Genomic DNA, 14,770 nt, shown 5'->3' on the forward strand with positions numbered 1-14,770 from the left:
CACGGTGTCATTCTTTGATCTATCAGTGGTTGTCGATGTTAGTCGACGGAGATGCCCATCGACCGGGCGGTACCGGCGATGATCTTGGCTGCTGCCTGGACATCATTGGCGTTGAGGTCTTCCATCTTCATGGTGGCGATTTCCTCAACCTGCGCCCGGCTCAGCTTGGCAACCTTGACGGTGTGCGGCGTAGCCGAACCCTTCTGCACGCCTGCTGCCTTCTTGATCAGCTCGGCGGCCGGCGGGGTCTTGGTGACGAAGGTGAACGAGCGATCCTCGTACACCGTGATTTCAACGGGAATAACGTTCCCGCGCTGGGATTCTGTTGCGGCGTTGTACGCCTTGCAGAACTCCATGATGTTGACACCGTGCTGGCCAAGTGCCGGACCGATCGGAGGAGCCGGGTTGGCGGCGCCTGCGTTGATCTGCAGCTTGATGAGGCCGGTGACCTTCTTCTTGGGGGCCATGAAAGGGTCCTTTTCTTACATTTCGTTCCTCGGGACAGGAGCGTCCCGGGGATGGTGACCGCCATGGCGTGGCGGCCGGCCGTCCTGACGGGTCAAAGCGGACCCGTCGAAGACGAAACTTACTGGATCTTGGTTACCTGGTTGAACGAGAGGGTAACCGGGGTCTCGCGCTCGAAGATGGAAACCAGCACAACGAGCTGCTGGGATTCCGGCTTGATCTCGGAGATGGTGGCCGGAAGAGTCTCGAAGGGACCCTCGTTGACGGTGACGGACTCGCCGACCTCGAAGTTGACCATGGCTGGTGTGACCTGTGCTCGCGCCGGCTTACCTGCCTCGCCGCCACTCTTCACGATGGTGTGCTCCAGCATCGAGAAAACCTCATTGAGGCTCAACGGCACGGGATCATGCGCGTTACCGACGAACCCTGTGACGCCGGGGGTGTGCCGAACCGCGCCCCACGACTCATCCGTGAGGTCCATGCGTACCAGCACGTAGCCCGGGATACGGACGCGGTTCACGATCTTGCGCGTGGTGTTTTTGATCTCCACGACTTCTTCCATGGGCACCTGGATCTCGAAAATGAAATCCTCCATGTCCAGGGTCTGGATACGGGTTTCCAGGTTCGCCTTTACGCGGTTCTCATAACCGGCGTAGGAGTGGATCACGTACCAGTCGCCGTCCTGGCGACGAAGCTTCGACTTGAACTCGGCAACCGGGTCCACTTCGGGTTCCGGAGCCTCCTCAGCAGAGTCCGCCTCAACCGAGGTTTCTTCGCTGGTAGCGGCGTCATCACTGGCAGAGGAGTCATCGCTGGGAGCGGAGTCATCGCTAGCAGCGGCGTCGTCACTGTCCGCGGGCGCAGCGGTATCAGCAGGGGCGTCTTCCGCACCTGCTGCTGTTACCTGATCCTCGGTACCCAGATCTTCCTCGTCGGTTGTGATCTGTCGTTCGAGTTCTTGCTCGGACACCTAGCTGCCTGCTTTCTGGATTGCTGTGCTTGCTCGATACTGCCTCTTGAGGGCAGAAACTAGCTGCCGCCGAAGACCCACACCGCACCGGCGCCGAACAACAAGTCCAAACCGGTGACGATGAGCATCATGATGATCACGAACACCAGGACGGTGATAGTGAACCGGATCAGTTCCTTGCGGGTGGGGACAACCACCTTGCGCAGTTCGGCGATGACCTGACGTACAAACAGGATGATCCGACCGAAGAATCCACGCTTCGGACTCTCCTTGCCGGCGGGGTTTCCCTTGGAGCTGCTTTCAGCCGTATCGGTCACCTTCAACCTCACCAATCCTGTAGGTACCTGAGCTGGCCGCACTGACCCATCACTCATAGAGCGTTCAACGCCGCACTGCCGCATGCTGTCCATGACGGTGATGCGCAGGGCAGACAGGACTCGAACCTGCAACCTGCGGTTTTGGAGACCGCTGCGCTACCAATTGCGCCACTACCCTTTGGAGTGAAGATTCGCTGCTGCCCCTACCCTCAGCAATACCGCTGCGCAGGCACGGACCATCATGGCGACTTCAACACCGAGGAACTAGTCTACGCAATCACGGACCCAACGTCGAACCGGACGAACCACGCGCGCTCGAACGCCTCCTGCCCCGTCATCCAGTGCGTCGCGACAGGCTGTGTTCAGCGGGTAAGCCCTAAGCTGAGACAAGGCTTACACCCGAGCCTGACCTCATCTCCAAGACCAACCCACCTCAACTGACGGGAAGACCATGACTGCCGCTGATGCCCTGTCCCAGCACTCCAACGGACGCGTGTCCCAGCGAATCGGCGCGATCGCAGAGTCAGCGACGCTGGCCGTCGACGCCAAGGCCAAAGCGCTGAAGGCGGCAGGACGGCCTGTAATAGGCTTCGGCGCCGGCGAGCCGGACTTCCCCACACCGGATTACATCGTGGATGCCGCAGTCGACGCCGCTCGTCAGCCCCGGTTCCACCGCTACTCCCCCGCAGGAGGGCTGCCGGAACTCAAGCGGGCTGTTGCCGAGAAGACCATGCGTGATTCCGGCTATGAGGTGGACCCGGCCCAGGTTCTGGTGACCAACGGCGGCAAACAGGCAGTCTACGAGTCGTTCGCCACGCTGCTGGATCCGGGCGACGAGGTGCTGGTCCCGACCCCGTACTGGACCACCTACCCGGAGGCCATCCGGCTGGCCGGAGGAGTCCCGGTCGAGGTTTTTGCCGGCCCGGAGCAGTCCTACCTGGTATCCATCGACCAACTCGAGGCCGCACGGACGCCGCGCACCAAGATCCTGCTCTTCGTTTCCCCCTCCAACCCCACCGGCTCGGTGTACTCCCCGGAACAGGTTCGCGAAATCGGTGAGTGGGCGGCCGGTCACGGCCTGTGGGTAGTCACGGACGAGATCTACGAACACCTCACCTACGACGACGTCCCGTTCACCTCGATTGCGACAGCCGCACCCTCGCTGGGCGACCGCGTGGTGATCCTGAACGGCGTGGCCAAGACCTATGCAATGACGGGCTGGCGCGTAGGTTGGATGATCGGCCCGAAGGACGTGGTGAAGGCAGCAACCAACCTGCAGTCACACGCAACGTCGAACGTGGCCAATGTGTCACAGATGGCGGCTCTCGCAGCTGTGTCCGGACCACTGACCGCGGTGGAGGAGATGAAGAAGTCCTTCGACCGCCGTCGTCGTGCCATGGTTTCCGGGCTGAACGAGATTGACGGTATCCAGTGCCCCACACCGCACGGCGCGTTTTACGCGTATGCGGATGTCCGCGAACTCCTCGGCAGGGAGCTTGCCGGTGCACGGCCGGCGACGTCGGCGGAACTGGCTGCCCTGATCCTCGACACCGTCGAGGTAGCGGTGGTTCCCGGTGAAGCTTTTGGACCGAGCGGATATCTTCGACTTTCCTACGCGCTTGGCGACGAAGACCTCGCGACCGGCGTCGGCCGCCTCCAGGAGTTCCTCGGTTCAGCGCGCTGACTTGCGCGCTTGGCGCTGCGGCGGCCGCCGCGGGCCCTGGTGACCTGCGCTTCATCCGGCGGCCACCGCGATGCCCCGGAGTGGTTGGGCATCGCGGAGCGGGCAGGGCCCGCGGTGGCCGTCGCATAACGCACCCCGCGAAGACCAGGGACGCTAGAGCAGCCGGCGCTCCGCCGCCCAGCGGGTGAGCTCGTGCCGGGATGAGAGCTGCAGCTTCCGCAGCACCGCTGACACGTGGGTCTCGACTGTCTTGATGGAAATGAACAACTCCTTCGCGACCTCCTTGTAGCTGTAACCGCGGGCGATCAGCCGCATCACTTCGAGTTCCCGGGCGGACAGCCGGTCGAGTTCACTCTCGGCGGCCGCTACCGCTGCGGTGCCGAACGCATCGAGCACAAAGCCGGCGAGCCGCGGCGAGAACACTGCATCGCCTGACGCCACGCGCAGCACCGCGTTGGAGATGTCAGCGCCCGTGATGGTCTTGGTGACATATCCGCGGGCGCCTGCCCGGATGACGGTGACTACGTCTTCGGCGGAATCGGACACGCTGAGCGCCAGGAACCGCGTGGTCTGGCGGACGTCACCGCATCCTGCGATCACCTCAGCGCCTCCCCCGCCTTTGCCTCCCGGCAGATGGACATCGAGGAGGACTACCTGCGGCTGCTGTTCCAGGATGACCGCGATGGCCTCCTCCACCGTGGCTGCCTCGCCGACAACCCGGACACGGCCGTCGAGATCCGCCTTCACACCGGACCGGAAAATGGCGTGGTCATCAACAACGACGACGGTGATCAGCTCAGTCATGCGGAGCTCCTGCTTCCTCTTCGGGCATGGTCAGTTGAACTTCCGTTCCCGCTTCCGAGCTTCGGATCCGCGCGGTACCTCCGTGGCGCTGCATGCGGTTGATGACCGACTCACGGATGCCCAACCGATCGGCCGGAACCGCTTCCGGATCAAAACCGGCACCGCGGTCGCGGACAAACACCTGCGAGACAGCAGTCCCGGCCTCAAGATAGACGGAGACAGCGCCGCCCGCATGCTTGGCTGCATTGAGGATGGCCTCGCGGGTTGCCTGCACCAAGGCATCCTGGCGCGGAGTCATGGGTGCCTCTCCCACGGAGACGACGTCGACGGGATGCCCGTATTCCTCTTCCACCTCCGCTGCAACCGCCTTGACGCGATCCGCGAGGTTCCCGGTCCGCTCCGCCGTATCTGCGTAGAGCCACCGACGCAGTTCCCGTTCCTGTGCCCGCGCGAGCCGGATGACATCCTGCTCGGAGGCTGCACGGTTCTGGATCAGTGCCAGCGTCTGCAGCACGGAGTCATGGAGGTGGGCCGCGATTTCCGCGCGCTGGGTTTCACGGACACGCGCCGACCGCTCAGCCTCAAGGTCCTTCCAGAACTTCAGGCCCCACGGCGCCAGTACCAGCCCTACACCGCCGAGCACCGCTGCCGTGGCCAGCAGCACCGGCCAGGTGAACTCCCAGGACAGCGAGCCGGACACAAGAATCAACAGGCCGACCATCACCAGTACCAGGCCCGCAGCCAGCCGTGCCACACCTTCAGCCCGGGTGGCCCCCGCGTTATCCATCAGCCGGGCGCGGCGGGTTTCGTCGAGCTGGGACCACGCGAGAACGGCGCCAAGGGCCACCGCGCCGACCGGTACCAGCCAGCCCCACTGGACGGTCACCCCGAGCTGCTGGGCCACGAATGCGGCCGCGACCACGAGGAGCCCGACGCCGATCATCACCTCCCTGCTGCCCGCAGCACCGAATGACCGCGGCGGTTTGGATCCCGGTCCTGCGAGGACGGGCGCGCCCAGCCGCAGGCCGGCGGGCGTCGCTACGCCCCGCCGTCGTTCTTCAGTGGTGGGAACCAGCAGCCACAGCCAGCCATAGAGAACGACGCCGGCACCGCCCACCAGGGAAAGCGCCACCATGGAGATGCGGGCGACCCGCAACGAGACTCCGAGGTGTGCTGCCAGGCCGCCGCAGACGCCCGCGATGAGGGCATCATCGGAGCGGAGCAGCGGGGGTCTCATGAGTCAATCCAAGCACGCTCAGGGCTCGCCGTTACCCGTTCTCAGGGGAATACCGCCGTAGCTCAGGGGTGGTTCAGGGTCAGCCCCGATGGTTGGAAGGCCGGCGGAGGACAAGGATGAAGATATGAACTCGCATGATGGCCCTTCCTCCTCGCCCCGGGACGCTGACAGCGCTCCGGAATCCGCTGCAGGCAGCGGAAACCCCCACGCACATGACGGCGGCCAGCCGGGTGCAACACCCGGTGGTTCCCCGGGCGCCGCTTCCAGCACTCCACGCGCCGGCTCCGGTGCCGGCTTCTTCGGCTGGGTCCGGAGCCTGCGGGTGACCCGTGGGCAGGACCGCTGGATCGGCGGAGTCGCAACCGGCATTTCCGCCCGAACCGGGCTGGACGTGGTCCTGGTCCGCGGACTTTTTGTGGTGCTCGCAATCTTCGGCGGAATCGGGCTGCTCGCCTATGGGCTTGCGTGGGCACTCCTGCCGGAACCCGACGGTCGCATCCACGCGGAATCCGCTGCACGCGGCAGCTGGACGTCCGGGATGACCGGTGCCCTGATTGTTTCCCTCCTCGGGCTGTGGCGCCCGAACGCGCCGTTCTTCGGCAATACCGGCGGATTCGGCGGGTTCATCTGGAGCCTGTTCTGGATCGGGGTTGCGGTGTTCATTGTCTATTGGATCTCCAACGCCAACCGGAACAGGAACAGGAACGATGGAGCGGGGACCGGCAGCGCTACCGGTACCGCGCCCACTGACGTCTATTCGACGGCTCCTCCTCCCACCCGACCATTCATCGGTCCGACCCGCCCTCCGGTCAAGGCCGTCGCTAAACCGTCGGCACCGCGCCCCACGGGAGCCGACGTCGCCATCTTCCTCGGCGGCGCGCTCCTCCTCGCAGCACTCGTGCTGGTCCTTGACTATGTCGGCGTACTGGCGCTCGGCGGCAGCGTCATCGCTGTGGCACTGGCGACCGGCGTCGTCGTTCTGGGGCTTGGAATTGTCCTGCTGGGAATCCGCGGACGCACGTCCGGCGGACTCGGTTTCCTGGCCGCGGTCGGGATTGCGGCCACCGTTCTTTCGTCAGCGTCGCCCGTGACGGGCAACTGGGTCCTCGCCGATCAGGGCAGATGGTCCATGACGGCCGCAAGCCCGGCATCCGAGGGGTACACCGTCGTCGTCGGCCAGGGCCGCGTGGACCTGACCGGACTCGCGGACATCACTGAGGACGTCATCATCCCCGTCAACGCAGCGGCCGGGAACGTCGGGATCCTGGTTCCGGAAGGCGTTCCAGTTGATGTGCGGTCGCGGCTGGCGCTGAGCTCAACCGAGGTGGTGAGTGCCGGTGAAACCACCAGCGTCGGTGGAATCTGGCAGCCGCGGACCCTGCACCTGAACGAGGACGCAGACGGCCCGCGCATCATTCTCGACATGCGCGGTGTGGTCAGCCACATCACCGTCGCCACCACCGAAACCGCACTCCTGGACACCGAAAGCAGGCAGGAACGATGAGCACCCTCTATCCCAGCAAGCAAAACCCCAACAAGCATGACGACGACGCACGGCCCCGCGCCGGGACCATCATCTGGGGCGTCCTCGCCATTGTGATTGGCATCCTCGTGCTGGCCGGTGAACTGACAGGCCTGGTGCTTGACCCGGTACTCGTGGCTATGGTGCTCCTCGTCGGCACCGGCGTGGCCCTGATCATCGGCGGCATCCTTTCAATGAACCGCCGCAACTGAGCGGTATCAGCCAATCCCCTACTGCCCGTGACATTCCCCTTCCACTACGAAAGCATGGACTAATGAACTCCTTCTTCAACGCCCTCCGCTCCTCCCCCATCAAACGCGCGCCGGGCGGCTGGTTCGGCGGCATCGCTTCCGGGATCGCCCTCAGGTTCGGCTGGTCCGTGGGACTGGTGCGGATCGGCATCCTGCTCAGCTTCCTGCTGCCCGTGATCGGCCTGCCGGTGTACGTAGTGCTCTGGCTGCTGCTGCCCAAGACCGACGGCACGATTGCGCTGGAAAAGCTCGTTTCGAATCGCTGACTGTACGTTCCGGAACCGCCACGGGGCCTTCACAAACCCCCGCGGCGGTTCAGTGTGTCTAGAATCATACGTGGCTCAAGGAGGCGCCTGACCAGATCACCCAAGTCCACCATTGATTGGAAAACGCCTTAGATGAAGATCGGAATCCTCACCAGCGGAGGCGATTGCCCCGGGCTCAACGCGGTAATCCGCGGAGCTGTCCTGAAGGGCATCAAGACCGACAACCTCGAGTTCGTGGGGTTCCGTGACGGCTGGCGGGGCGTAGTGGAAGGCGACATCATCGACCTTCCGCGGCATGCGGTCCGGGGCATCTCCAAGCAGGGCGGCACCATTCTGGGGACCTCGCGCACCAACCCGTTCGACGGCAAGGGTGGCCCTGACGCGATCAAGGCCACCCTTGACCGGCTCGGCATCGACGCGATGATCGCCATTGGCGGCGAAGGCACCCTGGCAGCGGCCAAGCGCCTCACGGACGCCGGGCTGAAGATTGTCGGCGTCCCGAAGACTGTCGATAACGACCTCGACGCCACCGACTACACCTTCGGCTTCGACACAGCCGTGCAGATTGCCACCGAAGCCATCGATCGGCTCCGGACCACGGGTGAATCACACTCACGCTGCATGGTCGCCGAAGTGATGGGCCGCCACGTTGGCTGGATTGCCCTACACGCCGGCATGGCATCCGGTGCACACGCCATCCTCATCCCCGAACAGCAAACCTCCATCGAACAGGTCTGCGAGTGGGTCACCGATGCCAGGGACCGCGGCCGCGCGCCGCTGGTGGTCGTCGCCGAAGGCTTTGTCCCCGCACACATGGAGCAGCCGCACTCCGAGCGCGGGCTGGACACCTTCGGCAGGCCGCGCCTGGGCGGTATCGCGGACCAGCTGGCTCCCGAGATCGAGGCCCGAACGGGCATTGAAACCCGCGCCACGGTACTCGGGCACATCCAGCGGGGCGGCGTCCCTTCCGCCTTTGACCGGGTGCTGGCCACGCGTCTCGGTATGGCTGCCGTCGACTCGGTCATCGACGGGCTGTGGGGCACCATGGTCTCGCTCAACGGCACCGAGATCGCACACGTGGGTTTCGATGCCGCGCTCGGCAACCTCAAATGCGTTCCGCAGCACCGCTACGACGAAGCGGCCATCCTCTTCGGCTGAGTACCGGCCGGACGTCTGCCCTTCCCAGCTAACGGGAGTTCCATGAACCTCGAACCAGGCACAATCTCGATCATCCAGTTGGCCTGGTCCAGGCTGCTGGGATTCGACGACGGCGCCATGGCCGGCACATGCCACCGCATCTACCGCGAAGACAACAACGCACCGCTGCTCATGTTCGTGTCCCTCTTCGGGAAGGAAGCGCTGGTCGGCCCCACCTGGGCGCTGGACGCAGCAAAGGATCTGACCGGCGTCGAACTTTCACGGCATTCAACGCTGCTGTCCATGAGCCGCCCGCACGGCGGACGGGGGCTCGGCGAAGCGTACCTGTACTTCTCTGACAACCTACCGTCATTCCCGGACAGCGGGCCCCTGGTCAGCAGCGACCCCGCGCACGCGCGGGCGCTCGAGCGGCTCTGCCCGCCGGATGATGTGGCCGAGGTGGGGCTGAGCGCTATGGAGAACAGCTGCGTCCTTGTGGACGAGTCCAGCGAACCGCCGCTCCCGCTCGCCGGCGCCGGCTATGACATCTGGGAAGGCATCCTTGCCCACCTCGGCGTCCTCACCGCCCCTGATGAACGCCGGCGGGGTCATGCATCCTATGCAGTGTCGGTTGCCGTGGAGGAATCAATGGCTGCCGGACTCATTCCGCAGTGGCGTGCCCGCACGGACAATGTGGCCTCGCAGCGTACAGCGCTCCGGGCAGGCTTTGTCCACGCAGGGAGCCAGACCTCCGTTGTGCTGGAAAGCGGCGCTGTGCGAGGAGAGGCGGAACAGCGCGGCTAGCTGAACAGCTCCAGCATGTCCGTCCTGCCGAACATGGCTGCGGCGTCGCGTGCCGATGGCGTTCCGGCGTCTGGGCTGGCGCCTGCACTGAGCAACGCTTTCGCTACGTCCGCGTAGCCCTTGAAGACCGCACCGGCCAGCGGAGTCTGGCCGCGATCATTGGGGGCCTCTGCGTCGGCTCCACGTGCAAGGAGGTCCTCGACGACCGACGCGTGCCCGTTGTAGGCCGCGAGCATCACCAGGCTGTCTCCGGCAGCATTGGTCAGCGTGGCCGGCACTCCGGCGTCGAGATACTTCCGCAGGGTTGCGCCGTCACCCTCACGTGCTGCGTCAAGGAGTCGGTGAGCAAGCGCGATTACTGCGTCAGCCGAAGAATCCGGGGCTTCCCGCTCGGTCATCCCCTACCGCCTTTCAGCAGTCCGGTGGGACGGCCGACAACCTGGCCGGCATCCGTGGCGACAATCAGTTCCTGTGCGGCGGCGTAGTGCTCCTCGCCGTCGACCACGTCTACGGCAGCCTCAGGGTCCACGCTGCGCTTGATGACGGCGAGACCGACAGCACCCATCTCATAATGCTGCCCGACTGAGGTGAGCGTACCCACCGTCCGGCCACCGACGACGACGGCGCTTCCACGCTCCGGGAGGGTGTGCTGGCTTCCGTCCAACTGCAGGAAGACGAGCCGACGCGGCGGGTGCCCCAGATTGTGCACGCGGGCGACGGTCTCCTGGCCCTTGTAGCAGCCCTTCGACAGGTGGACGGCCGTCCGCAGGAGGTCCAGCTCGTGCGGAATGGTGCGTTCGTCCGTCTCCACACCCAGCCGCGGACGCCAGGCAGCGATGCGCAGCGCCTCCGACGCCATGACACCGGCCAGGTTCAGCTCATCCACGGACTGCGCGAGTTCCGCGCGGGGAACCAGGTATTCATGCCAGGGCCGCTCCGCACCCGGGTGTGATTCCTCGCCGACGACACTGTAGGAGTACCCGCCGGTGCGGGTGTGAGGCCAGGCGTCCGTCCAGGTGATGTTGTCCGCGAACCGCTCTACCGGCCGGACTGAACCGAGCGTGGCCCAGTCACCAGTGACGTCCGCAATCTCTACCCGAAGCATGAACTTCATGCGGTCAAGCCATGCAGCAAGTGGAGCGGCTTCCCAGGTTTCGGTGAGCAGCCAGGTGGTAGCGCCGTCGTCGACCACGCGGGGGCTGTATTCGATCCGGCCCTGCACGGTGAGCAGGAGCGTTTCAGTCGATTCACCCGGCGCCAGGTCGAGCAGGAGCTGCGAGGAAAGGGTGTTGAGCCAGGTCAGGCGGTCAGGGCCGCTGACGGTGACGACACCGCGGTGGGAAAGATCAACAATGGCCTCGCCGCGGGCCAGGGAACGCTGTTCCCTGAGCGGGTCACCGTAGTGCGCTGCCACCCCCTCATCGGGTGCGCCGGCAGCCACGGCGCCGGGCAGGGAAAGTAGCGGGCTTGAGTAAGTCATACCGTTGGCAACGTCATAGGCTGCAAAGCGTATTCCGGCAAGGGGTATTCCAACGGAGCACTCATACAATCCGCAGTGCCGCTCAGGACGACTTCCTGAGGATCGCGGAGGCATGCGGCTCCAGTGAGCTGCCGTCTGCCGCGATGTCCCAACGCCAGTACAGATCTCCGTTGACCAGGCCCAACAGCCGCGTGGCCGCCGAATAGTCCTTGGAGTGCTGGCCGCGCATCACGAGGTCCGTGGAGAGCTGGATCTGCGGACCCTTGATGCTGCCGTAGTACAGCTCTGCGATACCGCCCGGGTGGACGATTGTGGCCGTGATGTCGAACCCGCCCGCATCATTACGGAACTGCTCGACCTCGTCAGCGCTCTTCAGGGCAGGCACGATGTCCGCCGGCGACAGGCCGGGCCCGACGTCGGCATCGTTCAGTTTGCGGTCCAACGCCCAGAAGCCGGTCTCCACCGACAGCGGACGAAGGGTATTGCCCTCTTCATCCGTCAGCCAGCTCTCAGCGGTGTACTGCACGTAGGGCAGCCCGTGCTGGGTGAACACGGCACGCTGGAAGAAGTGCTCGGAATCAGCGGTGCCCTCGCCCAGCCTGCCGGAGCCCTCCCACGTTCCCAGAAGCCAGGACAGCGGAACGAGCTCGGGAGTCAGGTCCGTCGGTATCTCAAACGACATGGATCAGCGAACGCTACTTCTGGCCCTTGTACAGGCGCGTGACGACGAGTGCAGCGAAGCCGGCCATGCCGAGGCCCGCGATCACCAACAGGGAGATGAAGAAGATTTCCAGCGCAAGAATTGACATGCTTCCATCCTAACGCCGTGTTTCCGCCGGGTGCGCCACTCTGGACGGTTCCGGGAGACACGCGCGTCAGCTCAGCAGGAGCCGCTCGAGGAAATAGGCGAGCGAGCCGATGCCCAGGATCGGAGCGACTCCCACGGCGAGCACGGCCGCCGGATTGAGCGGCGTCTCCCTGCTGATGACGAGCCGCCGGCCGGCCATGACGACGGCGCCGCACACCGCGCCGATGATTGCGGCGGCAAGGCCCTCGACATCCGTGAAGATCAGCGCGCACAGTGGTCCGGCGAGCGCCGCGAGGACAACACCGAGCGGCCCGACCATGCGGTCAGGCCAGGGCAGCAGGGCCGTGGCGATTGCGATCAGGACGCTGATTCCCGTCACGAGGGTGACACCGGAGCTGCCCGCGTTCACTCCGAGGTTCTCGGCAGCGACCCAGCCGGCGCCCAGCGCGATGAGCAGCACGCCGGAACTCGCGCCGAGCGTTGATTCGAGGCGGTGACTCTGGCCGGTACCCCGGAGGAGCTGAATGAGGAAGATTGCCCCGACACCGAGGGCCACAGCAACCGGGAGCCAGGTCAGCGCTGCCCCCGAGGGGGAGAAGTAGGCGGCGGCGGTGGCCGCAAGGGCGCTCAGCGCGATGGCCGCGGATTGGCTCTTGCGCGCCGGGACTCCCAGCAGATGCGGCCACCCGATCGCGGCCACGAGGATCAGAACAACGACGGCGACGGCGCTCACCGTCAGCGACACGTAAGAAGCGCCGACGACAGCTATCAGTGCTACCGCCGCAACCAGTGCCGCCATCATCATTCTCACCCCTGCAATACTGCACTACCCACGCGTGAGGCGTCGAAAGCGGCAAATCCGTCCGTGGCCTTCCCGGCGGGATCATTCCCGCGGTGTAGCGAGGGATCAGCCGTTTCGGACGCGATGTTACGGGGGTGCCCCGGGTCACACCGGTATACTGGACTGCAATCCGCTGTCGGCCTGCCGGAACGTCCTGCTGTTTTCGGCACGCGGTCACCGCTGCGCCCGCCCGATGATGCGCGTCCCAATCCCTGGAGGACACATGCCGCACATCCTGATGCTGACGAACAGCCCCGGCTCCTCCGTGGAGATCCTCCCGGCGCTCGAGCTCCTCAACCACAAGGTGCACATCCTTCCCGCCGAGCCCACCGCGCTGCTCGAAACTGAACCGTCCGACGTCGTCATCATCGATGCGCGGAAGGACCTGGTGGGCGCCCGCTCACTGACGCAGCTGCTGCGCGCCACAGGGCTCAGTGCTCCGCTGATGCTGGTTCTCACCGAAGGCGGCATGGCGGCCGTAGCCGCCAACTGGCTGGCCGATGACGTCGTCCTCGACTCCGCCGGCCCGGCGGAGGTAGAGGCGCGGCTGCGCCTTGTCATTTCTCGGGCACATACCGCGGCCGAGGAGGTATCGAGCGAGATCCATGCCTCCGGCGTCGTCATTGATGAGGCCAGCTATACCGCGCGGGTGGGCGGCGAGCCGATGAACCTCACCTACAAGGAGTTCGAGCTCCTGAAGTACCTCGCGCAGCATCCCGGCCGGGTTTTCACCCGTGACCAGCTGCTGCATGAGGTGTGGGGCTACGACTACTACGGGGGCACCCGGACCGTCGACGTGCACGTGCGAAGGCTGCGGGCCAAGCTGGGCCCGGACCATGAGCAGTTGATCGGCACCGTGCGGAACGTCGGCTACCGGTTCACGCTCAGCCGCCAGAGCGGTGACTCGGCAGTCAGTCAGCAGGCATAACGTCAGCCGGCAGGCATAAACAAAGGCTCCCTCCCGCGCTGCGGAGAAGGAGCCTTTGTGTTTGTGGAGGACATACGGGTCGAACGTATCGAGGGCGCCCCACTGGCGCATCCCCCCGGTTGCACTCTTTCGAACGCTTGAAAAGCCTACCCCACGCCGCCCGACGCCGCCAAAATCCTCCCGGAATGGTGGTGCCCGCGGCTACGCTAATCAGATGACTGCAGCTGACGCACCCACCTGGCCCATCCGCACCATCGGCGGTGTCCCACGCGCTGAGGTCCTGCAGGACATCCTCGGCCTCGCCCGTGCTGCGGAAGACGCGGACGGCAACCCTCCGCTGTCCGAACAGACGCTGGTCAACCTGCGTACCTCCTCAGGACATCCGGATTCCCTGCTGGTGTTTGCAACTTATGCCAGTGACGGAAACGGCATCGGCGAGGCGGGTGAGGAGCTGGCCGGCGTCGCCGTCGTCAGCCTTCCACGTGGCGAAAGCCAACCCGGCGTGCTTGAGCTCGTGGTCCGGCCCACCTACCGCAACCAGGGCGTTGGCAGCAGCCTGGTGCGCGTGCTGCAGGACCGCCGGTTGCCGGACCTGCGGGTGTGGTCGCACGGGAATCATGCGGCCGCCGTCGAACTCGCCGGCAAAGCCGGGTTCATCCCGGTCCGTGAACTGTGGCGGATGCGGCAGACGCGCGCCGCACTCGAAGCGACAGTGCCCGACGCCGTGGTGCCTGACGGAGTGCGCCTGCGCACCTTCGAACCGGGCAAGGATGAGCAGGCCTGGCTTGAAGCGAATGCTGCCGCCTTTGCACACCATCCTGAACAGGGCGCCATGACCCGTGAGGACCTGGAGTCGCGGATGGCGGAGGACTGGTTCGATCCACAGGGTTTGATCCTTGCGGTCCGGGAGTCGGACGGGGAGCTGCTCGGTTTCCACTGGACCAAGGTGCACCCCCGCAGCGGCAAACACCCTGCCATCGGCGAGGTGTACGTCGTGGGAGTGACTCCCGCTGCGCAGGGCATGGGACTCGGAAAGGCCTTGACGATTGCCGGAATTGAACACCTGCACTCGCTCGGGCTGCAGGCCATCATGCTGTACGTCGACGCGGACAATACGGCCGCCGTCGCGCTGTACCGTTCGCTGGGCTTCACCCGGTGGGACGTGGACGTCATGTACGCACCAGGTAATACAGCCGGCAACTTGTAAGGTTGAGCAGGGCCTTCACCTGTCCTGCCAGGGCAGGCAGCGCCCCACG

General features: G+C 65.2%; 17 protein-coding genes and 1 tRNA gene. 8 read left to right on the forward strand and 10 right to left on the reverse strand.

The features are described from left to right. Positions 1 to 38: 38 nt before the first annotated feature. The 4 genes from rplK to ABFX19_RS01290 all read right to left on the reverse strand — a co-directional run bounded on the left by rplK (position 39) and on the right by ABFX19_RS01290 (position 1,930). On the reverse strand, positions 39 to 467 hold the full coding sequence (gene rplK, locus ABFX19_RS01275; RefSeq protein WP_056543970.1) for a 50S ribosomal protein L11: 429 nt from the start codon (positions 465 to 467) through the stop codon (positions 39 to 41). A 119-nt stretch (positions 468 to 586) separates the two neighbouring features. Continuing rightward, a complete protein-coding gene (gene nusG, locus ABFX19_RS01280; protein ID WP_346027198.1) occupies positions 587 to 1,435 on the reverse strand; it encodes a transcription termination/antitermination protein NusG in 849 nt (282 codons plus the stop codon). Positions 1,436 to 1,494: 59 nt separating this feature from the next. Next, positions 1,495 to 1,752, reverse strand: coding sequence for a preprotein translocase subunit SecE (secE, locus tag ABFX19_RS01285; RefSeq protein WP_235563106.1), 258 nt, complete (start codon positions 1,750 to 1,752; stop codon positions 1,495 to 1,497). 105 nt (positions 1,753 to 1,857) lie between these two features. Beyond that, positions 1,858 to 1,930 (reverse strand) — tRNA-Trp (locus ABFX19_RS01290). A 273-nt stretch (positions 1,931 to 2,203) separates the two neighbouring features. On the opposite strand from ABFX19_RS01290, the gene ABFX19_RS01295 reads away from it, so the two are divergent. Continuing rightward, on the forward strand, positions 2,204 to 3,436 hold the full coding sequence (locus ABFX19_RS01295; RefSeq protein ID WP_346027199.1) for a pyridoxal phosphate-dependent aminotransferase: 1,233 nt from the start codon (positions 2,204 to 2,206) through the stop codon (positions 3,434 to 3,436). A 153-nt stretch (positions 3,437 to 3,589) separates the two neighbouring features. Here ABFX19_RS01295 and ABFX19_RS01300 read toward each other — a convergent pair whose 3' ends face one another. Continuing rightward, positions 3,590 to 4,240 carry a LuxR C-terminal-related transcriptional regulator gene (locus tag ABFX19_RS01300; RefSeq protein ID WP_346027200.1) on the reverse strand — a complete coding sequence of 217 codons (651 nt, stop codon included), beginning with the start codon at positions 4,238 to 4,240 and terminating at the stop codon, positions 3,590 to 3,592. Further along, entirely contained in the window at positions 4,233 to 5,477 is a 1,245-nt protein-coding gene (locus tag ABFX19_RS01305) for an ATP-binding protein (protein WP_346027201.1), read from the reverse strand. Before ABFX19_RS01305 ends, ABFX19_RS01300 begins: the two co-directional genes overlap by 8 nt. Positions 5,478 to 5,601: 124 nt before the next feature. On the opposite strand from ABFX19_RS01305, the gene ABFX19_RS01310 reads away from it, so the two are divergent. The 5 genes from ABFX19_RS01310 to ABFX19_RS01330 all read left to right on the forward strand — a co-directional run bounded on the left by ABFX19_RS01310 (position 5,602) and on the right by ABFX19_RS01330 (position 9,457). Continuing rightward, complete coding sequence (locus tag ABFX19_RS01310; protein ID WP_346027202.1) at positions 5,602 to 6,981, forward strand: PspC domain-containing protein; 1,380 nt, start codon at positions 5,602 to 5,604, stop codon at positions 6,979 to 6,981. Further along, complete coding sequence (locus ABFX19_RS01315) at positions 6,978 to 7,211, forward strand: hypothetical protein (protein ID WP_346027203.1); 234 nt, start codon at positions 6,978 to 6,980, stop codon at positions 7,209 to 7,211. The genes ABFX19_RS01310 and ABFX19_RS01315 overlap by 4 nt, the downstream gene beginning before the upstream one ends. A gap of 62 nt (positions 7,212 to 7,273) precedes the next feature. Continuing rightward, positions 7,274 to 7,516, forward strand: a complete 243-nt coding sequence (locus ABFX19_RS01320; protein ID WP_277359844.1) for a PspC domain-containing protein — start codon at positions 7,274 to 7,276, stop codon at positions 7,514 to 7,516. 132 nt (positions 7,517 to 7,648) lie between these two features. After that, a complete protein-coding gene (locus tag ABFX19_RS01325) occupies positions 7,649 to 8,674 on the forward strand; it encodes a 6-phosphofructokinase (protein ID WP_277359843.1) in 1,026 nt (341 codons plus the stop codon). Between the two features lie 42 nt (positions 8,675 to 8,716). After that, positions 8,717 to 9,457 carry a GNAT family N-acetyltransferase gene (locus ABFX19_RS01330; protein ID WP_346027204.1) on the forward strand — a complete coding sequence of 247 codons (741 nt, stop codon included), beginning with the start codon at positions 8,717 to 8,719 and terminating at the stop codon, positions 9,455 to 9,457. On the opposite strand, the gene ABFX19_RS01335 is transcribed toward ABFX19_RS01330, so the two are convergent. From ABFX19_RS01335 to ABFX19_RS01350, 4 genes are all read right to left on the reverse strand, one after another. After that, positions 9,454 to 9,855 (reverse strand): ankyrin repeat domain-containing protein, encoded by a 402-nt coding sequence (locus ABFX19_RS01335; protein ID WP_346027205.1) that lies wholly within the window; start codon positions 9,853 to 9,855, stop codon positions 9,454 to 9,456. The two genes, ABFX19_RS01330 and ABFX19_RS01335, sit on opposite strands and share 4 nt — an antisense overlap. Then, positions 9,852 to 10,937, reverse strand: a complete 1,086-nt coding sequence (gene ygfZ / locus ABFX19_RS01340) for a CAF17-like 4Fe-4S cluster assembly/insertion protein YgfZ (RefSeq protein ID WP_346027206.1) — start codon at positions 10,935 to 10,937, stop codon at positions 9,852 to 9,854. Before ygfZ ends, ABFX19_RS01335 begins: the two co-directional genes overlap by 4 nt. Before the next feature lie 82 nt (positions 10,938 to 11,019). Beyond that, positions 11,020 to 11,619: a heme-binding beta-barrel domain-containing protein gene (locus tag ABFX19_RS01345; protein WP_346027207.1), complete on the reverse strand. Its 600-nt coding sequence runs from the start codon at positions 11,617 to 11,619 to the stop codon at positions 11,020 to 11,022. A 193-nt stretch (positions 11,620 to 11,812) separates the two neighbouring features. Continuing rightward, complete coding sequence (locus ABFX19_RS01350; RefSeq protein WP_346028017.1) at positions 11,813 to 12,550, reverse strand: hypothetical protein; 738 nt, start codon at positions 12,548 to 12,550, stop codon at positions 11,813 to 11,815. Positions 12,551 to 12,809: 259 nt separating this feature from the next. Here ABFX19_RS01350 and ABFX19_RS01355 point away from each other — a divergent pair, with 259 nt between their 5' ends. Both ABFX19_RS01355 and mshD read left to right on the forward strand, forming a co-directional pair. Continuing rightward, a complete protein-coding gene (locus tag ABFX19_RS01355; protein WP_056543925.1) occupies positions 12,810 to 13,514 on the forward strand; it encodes a winged helix-turn-helix transcriptional regulator in 705 nt (234 codons plus the stop codon). Positions 13,515 to 13,728: 214 nt separating this feature from the next. Continuing rightward, entirely contained in the window at positions 13,729 to 14,721 is a 993-nt protein-coding gene (gene mshD, locus ABFX19_RS01360; RefSeq protein ID WP_056543922.1) for a mycothiol synthase, read from the forward strand. Positions 14,722 to 14,770 lie beyond the last annotated feature (49 nt).

The organism is Arthrobacter parietis, assembly GCF_039530425.1.
In the GTDB taxonomy this organism is placed as follows: Bacteria; Actinomycetota; Actinomycetes; order Actinomycetales; family Micrococcaceae; genus Arthrobacter_D; species Arthrobacter_D parietis.